This window comes from Leeia speluncae, assembly GCF_020564625.1.
Classification (GTDB): Bacteria; Pseudomonadota; Gammaproteobacteria; order Burkholderiales; family Leeiaceae; genus Leeia; species Leeia speluncae.
The window spans coordinates 399,114-415,189 of the sequence record NZ_JAJBZT010000001.1 but is presented as its reverse complement, the minus strand read 5'-3'; the positions used below and the strand labels follow the sequence as shown (position 1 = coordinate 415,189).

Annotated in this window: 21 protein-coding genes; all 21 read left to right on the top strand. The window is 50.1% G+C overall.

The genetic code is table 11. The annotated features are described in order from the left end of the window. The first annotated feature begins 50 nt into the window (after positions 1 to 50). The 21 genes from LIN78_RS01970 (at position 51) to LIN78_RS01870 (ending at position 16,069) form a co-directional block, all read left to right on the top strand. Complete coding sequence (locus LIN78_RS01970; RefSeq protein ID WP_227177932.1) at positions 51 to 551, top strand: phage virion morphogenesis protein; 501 nt, start codon at positions 51 to 53, stop codon at positions 549 to 551. A 162-nt stretch (positions 552 to 713) separates the two neighbouring features. Next, entirely contained in the window at positions 714 to 2,006 is a 1,293-nt protein-coding gene (locus tag LIN78_RS01965; protein WP_227177931.1) for a hypothetical protein, read from the top strand. A 46-nt stretch (positions 2,007 to 2,052) separates the two neighbouring features. Beyond that, entirely contained in the window at positions 2,053 to 3,150 is a 1,098-nt protein-coding gene (locus tag LIN78_RS01960) for a phage protease (RefSeq protein WP_227177929.1), read from the top strand. Further along, on the top strand, positions 3,147 to 3,563 hold the full coding sequence (locus LIN78_RS01955; protein WP_227177927.1) for a hypothetical protein: 417 nt from the start codon (positions 3,147 to 3,149) through the stop codon (positions 3,561 to 3,563). Before LIN78_RS01960 ends, LIN78_RS01955 begins: the two co-directional genes overlap by 4 nt. 28 nt (positions 3,564 to 3,591) lie before the next feature. Beyond that, entirely contained in the window at positions 3,592 to 4,518 is a 927-nt protein-coding gene (locus LIN78_RS01950; RefSeq protein WP_227177925.1) for a major capsid protein, read from the top strand. 37 nt (positions 4,519 to 4,555) lie between these two features. Then, the gene (locus tag LIN78_RS01945; RefSeq protein WP_227177923.1) at positions 4,556 to 4,930 is read left to right on the top strand and encodes a hypothetical protein; all 375 of its coding nucleotides are present in this window, start codon (positions 4,556 to 4,558) and stop codon (positions 4,928 to 4,930) included. Then, positions 4,930 to 5,352, top strand: coding sequence for a gp436 family protein (locus LIN78_RS01940; RefSeq protein WP_227177921.1), 423 nt, complete (start codon positions 4,930 to 4,932; stop codon positions 5,350 to 5,352). Before LIN78_RS01945 ends, LIN78_RS01940 begins: the two co-directional genes overlap by 1 nt. Further along, entirely contained in the window at positions 5,352 to 5,939 is a 588-nt protein-coding gene (locus LIN78_RS01935; RefSeq protein WP_227177919.1) for a phage protein Gp37, read from the top strand. The genes LIN78_RS01940 and LIN78_RS01935 overlap by 1 nt, the downstream gene beginning before the upstream one ends. Before the next feature lie 13 nt (positions 5,940 to 5,952). Further along, entirely contained in the window at positions 5,953 to 6,132 is a 180-nt protein-coding gene (locus tag LIN78_RS01930; RefSeq protein ID WP_227177917.1) for a DUF2635 domain-containing protein, read from the top strand. After that, complete coding sequence (locus LIN78_RS01925) at positions 6,132 to 7,553, top strand: phage tail sheath C-terminal domain-containing protein (RefSeq protein ID WP_227177916.1); 1,422 nt, start codon at positions 6,132 to 6,134, stop codon at positions 7,551 to 7,553. Before LIN78_RS01930 ends, LIN78_RS01925 begins: the two co-directional genes overlap by 1 nt. A 52-nt stretch (positions 7,554 to 7,605) precedes the next feature. After that, complete coding sequence (locus LIN78_RS01920) at positions 7,606 to 7,980, top strand: phage tail protein (RefSeq protein WP_227177915.1); 375 nt, start codon at positions 7,606 to 7,608, stop codon at positions 7,978 to 7,980. Beyond that, complete coding sequence (locus LIN78_RS01915) at positions 7,977 to 8,303, top strand: hypothetical protein (RefSeq protein ID WP_227177914.1); 327 nt, start codon at positions 7,977 to 7,979, stop codon at positions 8,301 to 8,303. The genes LIN78_RS01920 and LIN78_RS01915 overlap by 4 nt, the downstream gene beginning before the upstream one ends. A 163-nt stretch (positions 8,304 to 8,466) precedes the next feature. Beyond that, positions 8,467 to 10,425, top strand: coding sequence for a phage tail tape measure protein (locus LIN78_RS01910; protein ID WP_227177913.1), 1,959 nt, complete (start codon positions 8,467 to 8,469; stop codon positions 10,423 to 10,425). Between the two features lies 1 nt (position 10,426). Beyond that, positions 10,427 to 11,611 (top strand): DNA circularization protein, encoded by a 1,185-nt coding sequence (locus LIN78_RS01905; protein WP_227177912.1) that lies wholly within the window; start codon positions 10,427 to 10,429, stop codon positions 11,609 to 11,611. Further along, positions 11,595 to 12,740: a phage baseplate assembly protein gene (locus tag LIN78_RS01900; RefSeq protein ID WP_227177911.1), complete on the top strand. Its 1,146-nt coding sequence runs from the start codon at positions 11,595 to 11,597 to the stop codon at positions 12,738 to 12,740. The genes LIN78_RS01905 and LIN78_RS01900 overlap by 17 nt, the downstream gene beginning before the upstream one ends. After that, positions 12,740 to 13,120, top strand: coding sequence for a phage baseplate assembly protein (locus tag LIN78_RS01895; RefSeq protein WP_227177910.1), 381 nt, complete (start codon positions 12,740 to 12,742; stop codon positions 13,118 to 13,120). Before LIN78_RS01900 ends, LIN78_RS01895 begins: the two co-directional genes overlap by 1 nt. Positions 13,121 to 13,136: 16 nt before the next feature. Further along, on the top strand, positions 13,137 to 13,343 hold the full coding sequence (locus tag LIN78_RS01890) for a hypothetical protein (protein WP_227177909.1): 207 nt from the start codon (positions 13,137 to 13,139) through the stop codon (positions 13,341 to 13,343). A gap of 86 nt (positions 13,344 to 13,429) precedes the next feature. Then, entirely contained in the window at positions 13,430 to 14,023 is a 594-nt protein-coding gene (locus tag LIN78_RS01885; protein WP_227177908.1) for a hypothetical protein, read from the top strand. 56 nt (positions 14,024 to 14,079) lie between these two features. Next, a complete protein-coding gene (locus LIN78_RS01880) occupies positions 14,080 to 14,430 on the top strand; it encodes a phage GP46 family protein (protein ID WP_227177907.1) in 351 nt (116 codons plus the stop codon). A gap of 1 nt (position 14,431) precedes the next feature. Continuing rightward, complete coding sequence (locus tag LIN78_RS01875; protein WP_227177905.1) at positions 14,432 to 15,499, top strand: baseplate J/gp47 family protein; 1,068 nt, start codon at positions 14,432 to 14,434, stop codon at positions 15,497 to 15,499. Beyond that, positions 15,500 to 16,069, top strand: a complete 570-nt coding sequence (locus LIN78_RS01870) for a YmfQ family protein (protein WP_227177903.1) — start codon at positions 15,500 to 15,502, stop codon at positions 16,067 to 16,069. The last annotated feature ends 7 nt before the right edge of the window (positions 16,070 to 16,076 follow it).

Here is a 16,076-nt window from a genome sequence, read left to right as displayed (position 1 = left end):
GGATGCAATTTCATGACCGTGTAGTGATTAAAGTATAGCAGAGGTTGGTTATGTTTGAAGTAGAGATTCAAGAGGAACCGCTGTTAGATGCTCTGGAGCACCTATCGAGATTGGGGAGTGACTCTTCGCCGGTGATGGCATCTATCGCCGCTGTGCTAGCAAGTCATACAGAAGCTAACTTTGCCGCAGGCGGTATTCCTACTTGGAAAGCCAAGATTGATGGCACAGCAGCTACCTTGCAGGATACTGGCCAATTGGCGGCATCCGTACAAGCAGGTTCATCCTCGACCGAGGCATGGATTGGCAGTAATAAGGTCTATGCAGCCATTCACCAGTTTGGCGGCAAGACCAAGCCGCATGTCATCCGGGCCAAGAACAAAAAAGCACTCGCGTTTGGTGGTCGAGTCGTCAAGCAGGTCAATCATCCAGGGAGCAACATTCCTGCCCGCCCTTTTTTGCCGATCAATGCAAATGGTGTCCTACAGCCTGATGCGCAGATCGATGTGCTGGATGTCATCGAAGCGTTTCTGAATCAAAAAATCGGATTATGAAAATCAGGCGCTGTGGCGTGTTTTTCGGTGTGGTTGGGGTGTTGGTATATGGTTGGTAGTGTTTTGCGTTTTTAAACGGGCTTTGAACGGGTTATTTTGGGTTGCAAAGTGCTTTAATCCATTTAGAATTGAAATATTCAAATTGAATGAAGATTATCTACTATGCATCCTCGGATTGAGCAACTTACAAAAGAGCTTCGAAATTTAGTAACTGTTTACGCAAGCATTGGAGATGGAACGCTGCTCAGTTCGTCCAATGGATTATCTTCACCGATATCCATTCGTCAGCTAAATAATTTAATAATTGAGATTGCAGATCAACTAGAGGACATTGCACCTACAGAACAAACGGTAAGTACAGAAGCACTTGATAGTATTACCTCCCAAATTAATACACTTCTTAACTTTAAGAATGCAGGATACTTTACCAATGGAAACTCGCAGCAAGCCAGTACCTCAATCCTTCTAACTATCGCAAGCTGGAAAAAAGAACTGGCACCATTGCTAGGCGATGTCTACCTGAAGCCCAATTTTCTGCCACCAAAAGCGAGAGCTCGACTTATAAATGTAAATAAAAAAATAGACCAGATTGAATCTAATTACTCTGAGATAGAGAGTAAGTTAAATACAATCAACAAGGCACATGATCAGGCCCAGTCACTCCCTCAAGACCTTGAGGATTTTCATACAGCGTCGGCAGACTTAAATTCTCTCTTATCTGAAACACGTACCCAAGCCAAGACAGCAGCCTTGTTGCTTGAAGATGCTCAGTCAATGCAGAATCGTACAAAACTACTTCAAAAAGAGGCAAAAGAGGCTTTGGAAAAAGCTAATGAAGCCTTGAGAACATCAGTGACTTCAGGTCTAGCCGCGTCATTCAATAATCGCGCGGAGGAACTAACAAAAACCACTCGGTGGATTGCCGGTGGTTTAATCGTTTTGCTTGGTGGCAGCGCATACTATGGCCATTCCACTTTGATTGATGTGCTCACAAAAATTACAGCACCAGGTATCACACTTCAACAATTATTAATGCAGTTGATTGTTCTAGCAGCCCTAATCGGAGGGCCAATTTGGATTAGCTGGCTTGCAACATTGCAAATCAACCATCGTTTTCGGTTGGCAGAAGATTATGCATTTAAAGCCTCTGTTGCAATGGCTTATGAAGGATTTCGGTCTGAAGCTAAAAATGTAGATGAGGAGCTAACCAGACAGTTGTTCGGCTCACTGCTAACTCGCTTCGATCAAGAGCCTCTACGTCTGATTGAAAAACAGAGCTACGGCAGCCCTATACATGCCTTCATGGATTTACCCGTCTTTAAAAAGGCTGCTGCGTTAATCCCTGGCTTTGTTGAGCAATGGAACGAAAAATTTCCAAAAGCAAAAGCAAACTCAAACAATGCAAAACAAAAAGAATTTTCCTCGTCAGTAGACGACGCCAAAGATACCAACTGACATTCGTCAACTAATCTCATAATCCATGCCGCCGCACAATAGCGGCATGGATACCAAAACTCTACACATCTTCAAGGCTGGCAAGCACACCGCGATGAGCGGGGTCACGCTGGCATTCTCTGAATCCGATCTGGCGGCCAGTGCAGCTGCGTATGACCCTGCATTGCATCAGGCTCCCATCGTGGTTGGGCATCCCAGCACCGATGATCCGGCTTATGGCTGGATAAAAAGCCTGCAAGTATCTGATGACGGCATGTTTGCTGAGCCCGATCAGGTTGATCCGGCATTTGCCGAGATCGTCAACAAAGGTTATTACAAGAAAATCTCTGCCTCCTTCTATCTCCCTGATAGTCCTGCCAACCCCGTACCTGGTGTTTATTACCTGCGCCATGTGGGCTTCCTTGGTGCTCAGGCTCCCGCCATTAAAGGTCTCAAAAACGCCAGCTTTGCCTCCTGCACTGAGGGGGTCATTGAGTTTTCTGACTGGGGAATGGAGGTCAATGCAAGACTATGGAACAAATTACGCGAGTGGCTACTAGTCAAGTTTGGCCGAGAGGAAGCTGACCAGGTCGTGCCTGACTGGCAGATCCGCAGCATTGAAGAGTCGGCTCGCCAAGATGATGAAGATGCCCCGGTTAATCCGATGTTTTCTGAACCGAACCCACAACCTAGTGAGGAGAATCATGTGACCCCAGAAGAGAAAGCCGCGCTGGAAGCCGAAAACCAGCGCCTGAAAGACCAGTTGGCACTGGTAGACCGTGCTGCCCGCCGTGCTTCATTCGGCGAATTCGTTGATGGCCTGGTCAAAGAAGGTCGTTTACTACCAGCAGATAAAGAAGGTGCTACCGGTCTGCTGTGTTTTGCCGCTGGTGATGCCCAGCAAACCGCCGACTTTGGTGAAGCCAAAGACGCGACCGAGTGGTTCAAGAGCTTCTTGGCTCGTGTGCCCAAACAGGTGTCTTACGGCGAACATGATGGTGCCAATGAACAACTCGGCGCTGGCTCTGCTGACTTTGCTGCCCCTCGTGGTTTCACGGTCAACCCTGATGCAATGAACCTGCATCAGCGTGCCCTTGAATATCAAGAAAAGCATCCGGGTACTGAGTATCTGACTGCCGTCAAAATTGTGGAGAAACAACCATGAGCCAACAAGCAAGAGACTTGCTTTGCCTTTCGTTTATTGCCCCCTCGGCAGTTGCTCAGTATCGCGGTGTGGATTTTGCTGGTGCACAGATCGCTGCTGCCGGTGCCCGTGTAGCGGGTATTTCTAAGCGACCAGCTGCCGCTGGCGAAGCATATGAAGCAGCCGCATACGGTACCGCTGTTTGTGAAACAGGCGGTGTTTTTGCAGCCGGTGTTCCGTTGGTAATGGATGCCACTGGGCGAGTCGTTGCTGCCGCTACATTGAGTGTTGCTTCAGGAGCAACTGCGGTGACTTCTACCGCAGCCAACGGAGCCATTCTTACTGGCGGTGTGCCACCACAATTTGTTGTTGGTGATTCACTCCAAGCATCGACAGCTGCAGGGCAATTTGTCGAAGTACTGCTGTCCCGCTAACCACCGGCATTCAATAGGAGAATAAATCATGCCAATGTCCGGCTCTCAAGTGCGGGTAATTAACCCGATTCTATCTACAGTAGTGCAAGGTTATCGCCAGCAAGGACTGGTCGGGAGCGAACTGTTTCCCCGTATTCCAGTAGAGGTTTCTGCTGGTCAGATTCTGGAATTCGACAAGACTCACTTTCTGCAGGTCAATGCAGCTCGTGCCCCTGGTGGTCGCACAGCACGTATCCAGTTTGGTTACCTCGGGAAGCCGTTTGTCCTGAACAACCAATCTCTGGAAGCTCCAGTTCCACGTGAGTATTTACGTGACGCAAGTGTTGTACCAGGTATTGATTTGGGTAGCCGTGCGGTCAATGTGGTGATGAAGAACCTGTTGATGCAACTAGAGATGGATCAGGCTACTGTGGCACTGAATGCATCCTCTTATGGTGCAAGTAACAAAGTGGCCTTGACTGGTACGTCTAAATGGTCTGACACCACATCCGATCCCGGTGGCCAGTTGGAAGGCTACAAGGATGCAGTCCGTCAATCCTGCGGTGTGTATCCAAACGTGTTGCTGCTGTCAGCCCAAGCATGGAAGACGCTGAAGCAACATCCAACCATTAAAGACCGTCTGAAGTATACCGGACGTGACAGTTTGACCACCGACATGCTGGCCAAGTTGTGGGATCTGGACAAAGTCGTCGTCGGGGCTGGCGTAAAAGCAGATGACGCTGGTGTGCTTTCAGATATCTGGGGTAATAACGCGGTCTTGGCCTATGTTCCTCAAGCTTCTCAGTCCATTGAAGAACCATCCTATGGGTACACCTACACCATGAATGGACACCCGCTGGTGGAAGAGCCCTACTACGAAAATAGTCACAAGGCTTGGATCTACGGTGTTGGCTTTGAGCGTGTACCTGTTCTGTCTGGTATCGCCTCTGGCTACCTGATCCAGAACCCGGCGTAAGGGAAGGAGTTGGTATATGGCTAAAGTATCTTGCCGTGTGCTGACTCCCCTGCTGAACAGCGGGGAGTTGGTCGGCGAACACGAAGTAGTCACGTTGGAAGCCAAGCAGGCCAAAGAACTGGTTGAGTGTGGTGCTGTCGAGGTGTTGGGACTAGTGGAAGAAGAAACCATTGTCAGTCCAGCGATCATCAGTGCAGAAGTTTCTGCAAATGCTGTTACGCAGGAACAGGCTGCAACTGTACCAGGTGCAGATAAACCTGCGGAAACGCCTTCTGCCGATAGCGCCAGTGCAGAAGTTTCTGCAAATGCTGTTACGCAGGAACAGGCTGCAACAGTACCAGGTGCAGTAGTAGAGCAACCATCAACAGCCAAGGGCACGACCAAGGCAAAGCCTAAAGCGAGCAATTCCTGATGGACTACGCGACACAGGGGGATATGGTAAACCGGTTCGGGAGCGATGAAATCGTAGTGCTCACGGATCGGGCTCGGCTGGGGTTGATTGATGCAGGTGTTTTGGCTGCGGCCATCACCACGGCCAGCCAAGAGATCGACACCTATCTTTCTCGCCGCTATCCGCTCCCCCTGTCGAGCGTACCAGGCATTTTGACAGGCATTTGCTGTGACATTGCCCGGTACCGTTTGGTTGGTACCTCCGTCAATGAAACAGAGGCTATCCGTGACCGTTACAAGGATGCCGTTCGCCTGCTGGAACGTATTTCTAATGGCACCGCCAACCTTGGTCTGCCGATTGAGCAAGAGCCTGCCACCTCGGAGCGTATCCGGGCGGTAGGTTCTGCACGGGTTTTCACGGCGGACACACTGAGGGATTACTGATGTCAGTGATTGCTCAAATTGAAGACGCCATGATTAATCGCTTGCGGACGACCCTGCAAGCTACTGGCTATAAGGTAGACGTAGACAGTTATGCAGGCCAGCTAGAAGACGACCGAGGTGTTCGCCGCTTACCTGCAGTCTGGCTTTACTTTGAGGGCGGTGGTGAGCCAAAACCCGTTGGCACCTCTCGCCAGAAATGGCTCATCCCTTTGACCTGGTCAATCCTGATCGCCACTCAAAACCTGCGGGGCGAACGTGAAGCCCGCACGGGTTTGGTGGCCGGTACCAGGAATGAACTCGGCAGTTACCAGCTGCAGTCGGATGTCCGCCGCAGCCTGATCAATCAGGACTTCGGCTTACCCATTGACCAGATGAGACCAGGCAAAACCAAGGCGCTTTCAGTTGGCAAACAAGATGGTGGCATCTCGGTGTATTCACTGCAGTGCCATACCAAGTACGTTGAAATCATGCCGGAAGCGGCTGCCAATGCTTCTGATCCGGACTGGTTGCGTACTGGGCTCAATTATTTCCTGCAACCAGATGACGGCAAGGTAGATGCCTCTGATCTGGTGACCCTAAACCCTTAATGGAGGATGTCACGTGGACACCCTGAATGTAAAAGCAGCACCTGGCTTGTCTGTGCCCAAAGAGGATAAGCCACGTGAGTACATCACCGACACCGAGGTAGTGACTGTCATTGACTCGGTGTATTACCAGCGTCGTCTACTTGATGGCGATCTGCTGATTGTTGAACCAGCCAAAGTAAAGGGAGCTAAATAATGGCTAGCCCGAATATTAGCTTTGATACCCTGCCATCGAGCATTCGAAAGCCGGGCAAGTATTTTGAATTCAACACCAAGCTAGCTGTACGCACCCTCGCAGCCAATGCACAAAAGCTTCTGCTGATTGGACAACGCCTCACCAGTGGCTCTCTGGCAGCAGGTGTATTGACCAATGTGTTTTCTGATGTAGAAGCAGCGACCTACTTTGGCCGTGGCTCCATCCTGCATTTGATGGCGCAGGCTGCTATTACGGCTTATCCATATGCACAGGTCTCCGCTATCGCGCTGGATGACGCAGCAGGTAATGCGGCTACTGGCACCATCACCATTGCCGGTACAGCAACCGCTGCTGGTGCATTAACCCTCTGGGTAGGCAATGACCGAGTCGATATTCCGATCAGTTCTGGGGATACCGCCGCTGTCGTTGCGGCAGCCTTGAACGCTCAACTTGCCAAACAGCCAGATTTGCCTGTCAGTGCAGGGGTAGCGGGTGCTGTGGTCACACTGACCGCTAAAAACAAAGGTACCCTTGGTAACAGCATCAAGCTGTCGACGGTATTACAGTTGGCTGCCGGTATCACCTCCACGGTGGCGGCCATGAGCGGCGGGACGACTGATCCAGATATCCAGTCCGCCCTAACAGCAGTGTATACCGCTGGTCATACCATCATTTGTAGTTCGTTGACTGATTCGGCCAACCTGACCAAGTTGCGGACTCATCTTGATGCCGTAGGTGGCTCCATTGAACAACGTGGTGCAGTGGGTGTGTATGCACTAACTTCAACACTAGCTGCCGCTACAACCTTGGCCAGCGCAATCAACAGTGGTCGTATCACTGGCTGCTTGGCTCCAAGTACGCAAAGCCTGCCGTGGGAAGTTGCTGCCGCTTATGCAGCTGTGATCGCTTCAGAGGAAGACCCTGCCAGACCATTGAACACACTGGCCTTGACTGGGATTGCTGTCATCCCATTTGCCAATCGCTTGTCTCGTACCGAACAAGAGAATGCACTTTACAACGGTGTGACCCCACTGGAAGTCGGTCCGGGAGATATTGTCCAGATCGTTCGAGCGATCTCGACCTATACGCTTGATCCACAAGGCATCCCGGATATTTCACTACTGGATATCACGACTATCCGCACGCTGGATTATGTACGTAAGTCTATCCGGGAACGAATCGCCCTGCGCTTCCCTCGCGAAAAGCTGTCCGAGAAGACCCCGCCTAAAGTGAGGTCGCAGATTCTGGATGTGCTGTACAAGCTGGAAGAGCTGGAAATTGTCGAGGCGGTAGAAGCCAATAAGGATGGCGTGATCTGCGAGCGGGACTCGCAAGACCCGAATCGGCTAAATGCCAAAATCCCGACTGATGTGGTCAATGGCTTGCATGTATTTGCTGGCCGGATTGATCTGCTGCTGTAACCCGGTTGGGGTGTTTAACACACCCCGACTTTTAAACATGCCGAGGTGAATAATGGCTTTAAAAGAATATGCTGGCGCAGTTGTGCTGGAAGTTGATGGCAAAGAGGTAGAGGTGGTGTCGGTTGACCCTCAAGTCAACACGGGCCGAAAGCTGGTCAAGACAATGAACCGCTCCCGACGTGCAAAAGGGTTTGCCAGAGGCATTCCTGAGTACACGCTGAAGGTAACCGTCCCAGTTGATCTGGATAGTGAGATCAACTGGGAAGAAGTAGAAGGTGCCAAGCTGACTATTGAACCACTGGCAGCAGGCGCAAAACGCATCAGTTATATGGACTGCTTCTCGGTAGATGTTGGCGAAAAGTATACCGTCGACAATGAGGCAGTTCGTGATGTCACGCTCATGTCACTACGGAAAGTCGAAGAATGATCAAAGAAGAAGGCAAGCTGCCGATTGGCATCGAGTTCGAGGGTAAAACGCATACTGCTTTTACCATTCGACCCGCCAAAATGCGCGACAACGTGGAAGCCGTCGAAGAGTTGGGCGGTGATGCTAGCTTGAACCGCCTTTCAGCAGCGGTGCTGGCCCGTCAGATTCTGTCACTTGGCGAGATCCCGAAAGACAAGATCACCAGTGATCTGATTCTGGATCTGGATGAAGAAGACTGGCTAGAACTGGAGGCGGCAAAAGGCCGTCTGGCAAAAAAGCGTCAGCCGCTGAAGAGCGACTCAGAGAGCAACGCTTCGCTTTGACCATGCTGGTTAAAAACGGCTTCTCGGAAGGATACGTCCTCGATCTTTCCGAGCAAGCGCTCATGTCTCACTTGTCCGCCCTGGTTGAAGTACTGAGCGGTAAATCCAGTGGCAAGCCCACTACCAAGATCATCAATAGCCGACGCAAGAAAAAGCAAACACCATGAGTGATCGCAATCTCGAAGTAGCCGTCCTGTTGCGTCTGAAAGATCGCCTGTCACGTGAGTCATCACGTGTGCTGGAGACGATGCAGAAGCAAACTCAAACCGTCGGTAAAACGGCGGCTGAGGCTGCTCGTGATATGGAAAAGATGTCCAAGGTTCGCGGACCAACGACATTGATCAACGATATGGCCCGCCTGAATCGTGAAACTACCAATGCAGTGCAAAAGCTGTCGCTAATGCAAAAAACAATAGCAGGCATTCAAAAGGTAGGGGCTATTGGCGGCGGGGTCATGGCGGCTGGTTACATGCTGAATCGGGCAGCTCAAAAGCCGATGGCTTGGGATATGCGGCTGGCTCAGATGTCAAATACAGCCTATGCGGGTCAGCCATTGGCAGCGAGACGTTTAGGAAAGGCGAAGTTAGAAGAGTCTATCTACGCTGCTACAAAGTATGGTGGCACGAAGGAAGATGTTGCAGAGACATTAGATAAACTCCTAGCGTCAGGAGCCATGCCGCAGAGTACTGCAATGCAATTGCTACCTGTGCTGCAAAAGGCTTCAACCGCTAGTGGGGCATCATCCTCTGAACTGTCGGATATTGCGATCCGGAGTATGCAGAACTTCGGCATTAAAGCCGAACAATTGCCCTCTGCCCTGAATATGGCGATTGCAGCGGGTCAGGCCGGTGGGTTTGAACTGAAAGACATGGCCAAGTGGCTACCGCAGCAAATGGCCGCAGGAAAACAAGCTGGCCTGTCTGGAATGTCTGGCTTACAAACCCTCTTGGCAGCTAACCAGGCATCGGCCATTACTGCGGGTAGCAAAGATGAAGCAGGTAATAACCTGGTCAACTTACTAGCCAAGATCAATAGCCAGGATACTGCCAACGATGCCAAAAAGCTCGGCATTAATTTGACCGGCACCTTGATGGCGGCTCGGAGTAAAGGCATTAACTCACTGGATGCCTTTACTGGCATTGTTGAGCAGGTGGTTAGCAAGGATAAGCGTTACCAGGCACTACAAGCCAAGCTTAAAACGGCCAAAGGTGCAGATCAGCAAACCACACTGGAGTCGATGGCAGATATTGCCAAGGGATCATCTGTTGGAAAGCTGGTTCAGGATCGCCAGGCACTGATGGCATTGATCGCCTATATGAACAATGGCGATTACATGAAATCTGTCCGCGACTCTATGAAAAAGTCAGGGGGGGTTACCGACAGTAACTTTGCATTCATCAGTGAACAGGCAGGATTCAAAGACCAACAGGGAAATAATGCCCTTGATAAAGCACAAACAGAGGCCATGAGAGGATTTGCTGACGTCCTTGGGGATGCAAAGTTAAAGCTCGCTGAATATGCAGAGAAATATCCTGCATTAACTGCAGCGGTGGCCGGAGCCACTACTGTATTAACAGCTTTGGCTACAGCGATTGGTACGTCAGGTATCCTTAGCAACTTGCTTGGAGGCAAGTCAGGAGTGCCAGGAATGTCTCGTGTTCCCGGTGGATCTTCTGTACCTGGTACGCCTAGCTCTGGTTGGGGAGGTGCTCTTTGGGCAATGCTAGGTAATACAGTTAAATCACCAGCTGCACTAGTTTTAGCTTCCGGAGCACTACAAAGAAGTTCATCGACAAATCAGGGGGTGAAAGATTGGGCCGCGAAAGCTGAGGCACGCGCCAGTCTCTCCGAAACCGAACGCAAGAAAGCAGATCTCCTTCAAAAGTTGGCAGAGTCAAAGCGAGGAGCTATTCATGGCACTAACTGGCTTGGCATGCCCACTGTTGAGCCAGCAGGTAAAGGTGATCAGGCAAAAGTGGCTGCTGAAATCCAGCGTTATACCGCTGAATTGATCAAGCTAGGCATGAAGGACAACGAGATCAAAGTAAAGGTTGAAGTCATCAATGGCAACTTGGTGGCTCAGGTGAATAAAGCGATGGCTACCCAAGCAGCAAGGCACTGATATGTCCTGGTCAGATAATTTATTAGATGCGTCATTCCGTGGGGTAGCTTTTGATTGTGTAAGCACCTCTGATGATTTGGAGCGTGCTGTCGCTGTCTATGAATACCCTTACCAAGATGGTGCAGATACTGAAGACATGGGTGAAAAGCCATGGCATATCAGTATGCAAGCCATCTTTTATGGTGATGATTACGATCAGCGATTAAAAGACTTTCTGGACGTATTGCGGGTGCCGGGTCCGGGTGAATTAATCCATCCGATTTATGGCAGCATGACCGTTCAATTGCTGTCGGTGAATATCGACCATGATGCCGAGAGTCCGGATAGCGCCCGAGTTTCCCTCTCTTTTATGGAGTCCACCGTTGGCCAGCAGCTGTTCAGTCGAGAGTTGGCTTCTCAACAGGCTGAAGCAGCGAGTATGGCTGCTGACTCAGTAAGCGATATTGGCGCAGGGGTGTTCTCCGATGCCATTGATCAACTGAAGAAACTGGAGCAGCCATTCACCAAGCTGAATCAGTTGCGTGACCGGGTAATTGGCACACTCCAGCAGCTGGCCAGTCGAGTAAATGGGGTGATTTATACCGGACTGGATGTGTTGAACTTCCCGCAATCCTTTATTGCGGATCTCAAAAGCGTATTTAATAGCATTGCTACTCCCAGACTGGACTCGGGAGAAGTCTCCCTTGATGAGTTTACAAGGGCCGTGTCGATCATCACGACACCTTTGTCTAGCATGACGGCTCCTTCGAATATTCATACGGATGCCGCCTTTAGTCTGACGCAGGCAACGAGTGTGGCCACCGTAGCAGCCACTCTGTTTGCCGCCGAGATCGAGAGTCCGTCTTTAACACCCAGCCAGTTAGAATCTGTCCTGATTACGGCAAGGGAATCTATCCAGTCCGCGATTGCGGTTTACCGAACAACTTATGATGTGGTGGCGGCAAGGCCAGTCATTGAGGGACTTCGAGACACGGCGGCCAAACTGCAGCAGACGGCAAAGAGCATCATTATTAGTAAGCCACCACTGGTGATCAAGCAAGTCGAGTCTGATGGGAATTTGCACCAGATTGCTTATCGCTGGTATGGCGACTATACCAGGGCAGAAGAGTTGATTCGTCTGAACCCTTCCTTACGTAACCCAAACTTCATCCAGCAGGGAGACCTGCTTAATGCTTATGCTCAGTGATCAGCGTAAAGACCATATTGTTTCTTTACTCATTGCTGGCCATGTTCAGCAGCAATGGATGGAATACGACATTGACTCGGATCTGCTCACGCCTGCAGATGCCTGGCAAATGTCGATTGCCTTACCCACCAGTAAAGATGGTCAGGCACTGTCGTTTAAAACCGTTTTAAAGGAAGGCGAAAAGATCAAGGTCCAGATTGGTGGCGAGACGGTGCTATCTGGCCGACTGGATGCTTGCCAGCATGAAGTCGTCAAAGGGTCGCACCGCTTTACTATCAATGGTAGGGACGATGCAGCCGCCCTGTTGGATTGTTCTGCACCAGTGTTTGTTCAGCGCCAATCTACCATGCAAGAAATCGTCGCCAAAATTGTGCGGCCATTGGGTATCACAAAGGTCGTTATTCATGCAGAAAAGACGACCAAGTTTGAAAAGGTGAATGTCGATCCGGGTGATTCTGCGTGGGATACCTTGGTACATGCTGCCGAGGCGGCAGGTTTATGGCCATGGTTTGAACCAGATGGCACCTTGGTGATTGGCGGGCCGGACTACTCAACACCCCCTGTTGATACGCTGGCGCTACGTTGGAATGGCAGGTCAAATACGCTGATCCGATTGTCAGAGAATCGCTCTATATCTGGTCGATTTTCGGAGGTAACTGTACTTGGCCAGACACATGGTACGGAAACTGAAACCGGAAAAAATAGCTTACGCGGTGTTGCCAAGGATAGCCAGGTCAACTGGTACCGCCCAAAGATCGTGACTGACCATGAGGTAGACAACTCGGCGGTTGCTCAATCCAGAGCGAGAAAGCTGCTGATGGATAGTCGCTTGACTGGCTACACCTTGGAGGCCGAATTATATGGCCACCGAACACAAGCAGGTACGCTATGGAAGCCTGGTCAGCGCATCCGGGTTATTTCAGAACCGCACGGCATCGATGGCGTATTCTTTTTGATGGGTAGACGATTTGTACTCAATCGGAATGATGGGCCAAAGACGCTACTTACTTTGAAAGAGGATGCGGTGTGGACACTGGATGCACTTCCGCATAAGCGCAAACACAGAAAAGGCAAGAATGGTGCACTAGGACAGATTCTGGATATCGCAAAACCTTCTTGGCAACAGTGATGATAAAAGACATTGATCAGCGAATTGGCCGCGCAATAGGCCGCATTCGACAGGCATTCCGTGTGCTGCTAACTGGAGTGGATACTAGCCGTCCAATTATCCTGGTACAGGCGGATGGCCTTGCGGGTGAGCAGCTGCAGGCGGCGGAGTACTTCCAGCACTATGGCTATACCAGCAACCCGCCAGCAGGTTCGCAGGGGGTAGTACTTCCCATCGGAGGAAAAACAGCGCACGGCATCATGATTGCCACTGAACATGGCAGCTATCGTCTCAAAAAGCCTCCAGTCTGGAGAGGTCGCACTTTACTCCGACGAAGGCGACCATGTGTATCTGAAGCGTGGCCGTGTGGTCGAAGTGAGTACTCAGCACCTGGTTATTAATGCTACGGCAGATGTCATGATCAACAGTCCACAAGTCACCATTACCGGCCATACACAGATCAGTAATGGCTTAAATGTGGATGCAGGTACATCTTCTGATTGTGCGACCTTCACTGGGACGATCAAAACAACGGTTGATGTGATTGCCGATGGAAAATCACTTGTTCATCACGTTCATGGCAATGTTACTACTGGTGCTAGCCAAACAGGGCAACCGGTGTAGTCATTCAATTTGACTATTACATTGGAATTTTCTATAAATTAAGGTCTACGTTTTTAACGCAGACCTTAATTTTGGAGAATTATTTCATGCAATATATTGCAAGCATTTCTGACTCAGTCTTTTTTAAATTCATAGTAGTCATAGTCACCTTCTGTACTGCGGTAGGTTTAATCATCGCTTTTTTTAAAGTAGGGATTTCTTTCTATAAAAGAAAGATCGGTCCAAAGCGAAAACAAAATCAGTACAGTTCACGCCGTCTTGAACTAAAAAATCTGAAGCGCTGCATGGACAATCAAAGCATATTAATAGCAACCTTTGCTGAAAAAACCATGCTGATTTTTACCGCATTCTTTTACACTTTGCTGACAACAGGTGGGCAGACAGTCAACCTAATTTTGCATAGTGGACATGCAATGACTATTAGCAAAAGGCTAGAAGATGTGACGACAGTTCTGATCATCATCGGCCTGTGGGTATTTATCATCAGCCTAGCAATTTCAGGGGCGAATTTCTTTAGAAAAGTAAAACTAGGTCAGACTTACTTAGATGAGCTTGTGCAAGACATACAGGAGATGAAAAAGCAGTCTCCTGAACTACAGGATACCCCTAAGGTCGATTTTCTAGATGATCCTTCGTCTAAAACAGACAAACAAGGTGATGATGTATCAAGCAATGGGTAGCGCCTACTGACACCCATCAGCTAATCACTTAATCCTTGCCGCCGCACAATAGCGGCATGGATAAAGCCTTAAACCCCTATACCGGAGACTACACTGGGCAGCTAATCGATACGCTGGCCAATGCCGTCTATATTCGCCTCATGACCCCGCTTGGGTCATGGTGGGCGGATATTAAATTGGGTAGTCGCCTGCATGAGTTGCAGCGTCAAAAAGACTTATCTCGCGTTTCCCAACTAGCCAAACAATATGCAGAAGAGGCACTGAAGCCGCTTTTGCAAGATGGTCGTGCTACGCAAATCCTGATCACCCCGGAGCAACTTCACGATGGCTGGCTGCGTCTAGCTATCGCGGTCACTGATGCCCAAGGTCGCACAAATGTATTCTCTCATCCGGTAAAGGTAGTTTGAGATGAGTACATTCAATCCGCCCTCCCTAGATACCATCCGACAAAACTGGTTGCGAGACTTACTGAGTGCTAATCCAGCTGCAGCTACCGACTCGGATAGTGACAATTACATCCGAGCCACGGTGATTGCCAGTGCAATCGAAGGCTTGTATGAGCATCAGTCTTGGATTTTTAAACAGATTTTTCCGGATCAGGCTGATGTTGAGTACATGGAAATGCATGCCGCCAGAAAAGGCTTGTCCTATAAGGCTGCAACCTATGCAACCGGGTTTGTCACATTCACTGGCCAATCAGGTAGTGTGATTCCGGTCGGAACCCAACTAAAGCGGGCGGATGATACCGCCTATCAAACAACAGCCGCTGCAACGATTGATGGATCGGGTACGTGTACGGTTGCTGCACAAGCTGTGACTGCGGGAGCAAATGGCAATGCGAGTACAGGTGTTCTGCTAACGGTTCAATCTGCACCATCAGGTGTTCAAAGCCAAGCGGTCATCTCTTCAATGCTCTCCGGGACTGACAAGGAAACTGCTGCTTCATTACTGGCCAGACTGCTGGATATACTTCGCCATCCGCCCGCTGGAGGCAACCCATACGACTATAAGCGCTGGGCACTAGAAGTTGATGGGGTTACTGGCGCATATGTTTTCCCATGGAGACGAGGGGCAGGCACGGTTGATGTCGCCATCACCAGTGCGGGAGGGCTGCCATCTGCCGGACTCATTTCCCAAGTGCAAAGTCACATTGATAGCCTTCGACCTGCGGGTACCAAGGGGACATTGGTGTTTGCACCATCGGTTCTCACTGTCGATGTGTCGGTACAAGTAAAGGTAGCCGGTACCACGCTCGCCAATATCACCCCGCTGATTCAGTCAGCGATGGAGAGTTACTTTGCGGGGATAACTCCCGGCGATACCGTCATCAAGAGCAAGCTTGAAACCTTAATCAGCGATCTGACTGGCGTGGTTGATCGAGCGATAACGCTGCCTGCGGCCAATGTAGTACCAACCAATACCTCTACCGTGCTTCAGTGGTGTCGGCTGGGTGCGGTAACGGTGAGTGCGATGTAGATGAGCAGGTACGCTTCCTTACTCGCCAAGCTGCTGCCACCAACCAGCTATGAACCGAATGCCGAGATGTTATCGGCTTCACTGCTGTTAGATGGGCAACGACTGGATTTTGCAGAAGATTTTGCACAGTCTGTAATTGATGCCATGTCACCTGCGACTTGCCCTGTTTCCATGATCCCTGACTGGGAATCTGTTTATGGGCTACCAGACCCTTGTACGCCGCGCGGATCGCTCTCTATTTCAAGCCGACGCCAGCGGCTGATCGCCAAAGAAAAAGAGCTGGGTGGGCTATCGAAGACTTACTTCATAGCACTGGCTGCCTCAATCGGCTTTCAGATTTCAATTACAGAACTTGGTGCATATACCTGCGAGATGTCATGCGAGAGCCCTGTTGCTGATGAAGGGTGGGATTTTGTATGGCAGATCAATGCACCCAGCGTCTCAATTCAAGAAGCAACGGTAGAGGATGGCGTAGAGACGCCGCTGAGATACTGGGGAAATACACTGCTTGAGTGTGTGCTAAGACCTTTGAGACCAGCACACACCATTTTACTATTTGCTTACGCTTAGGAACTTA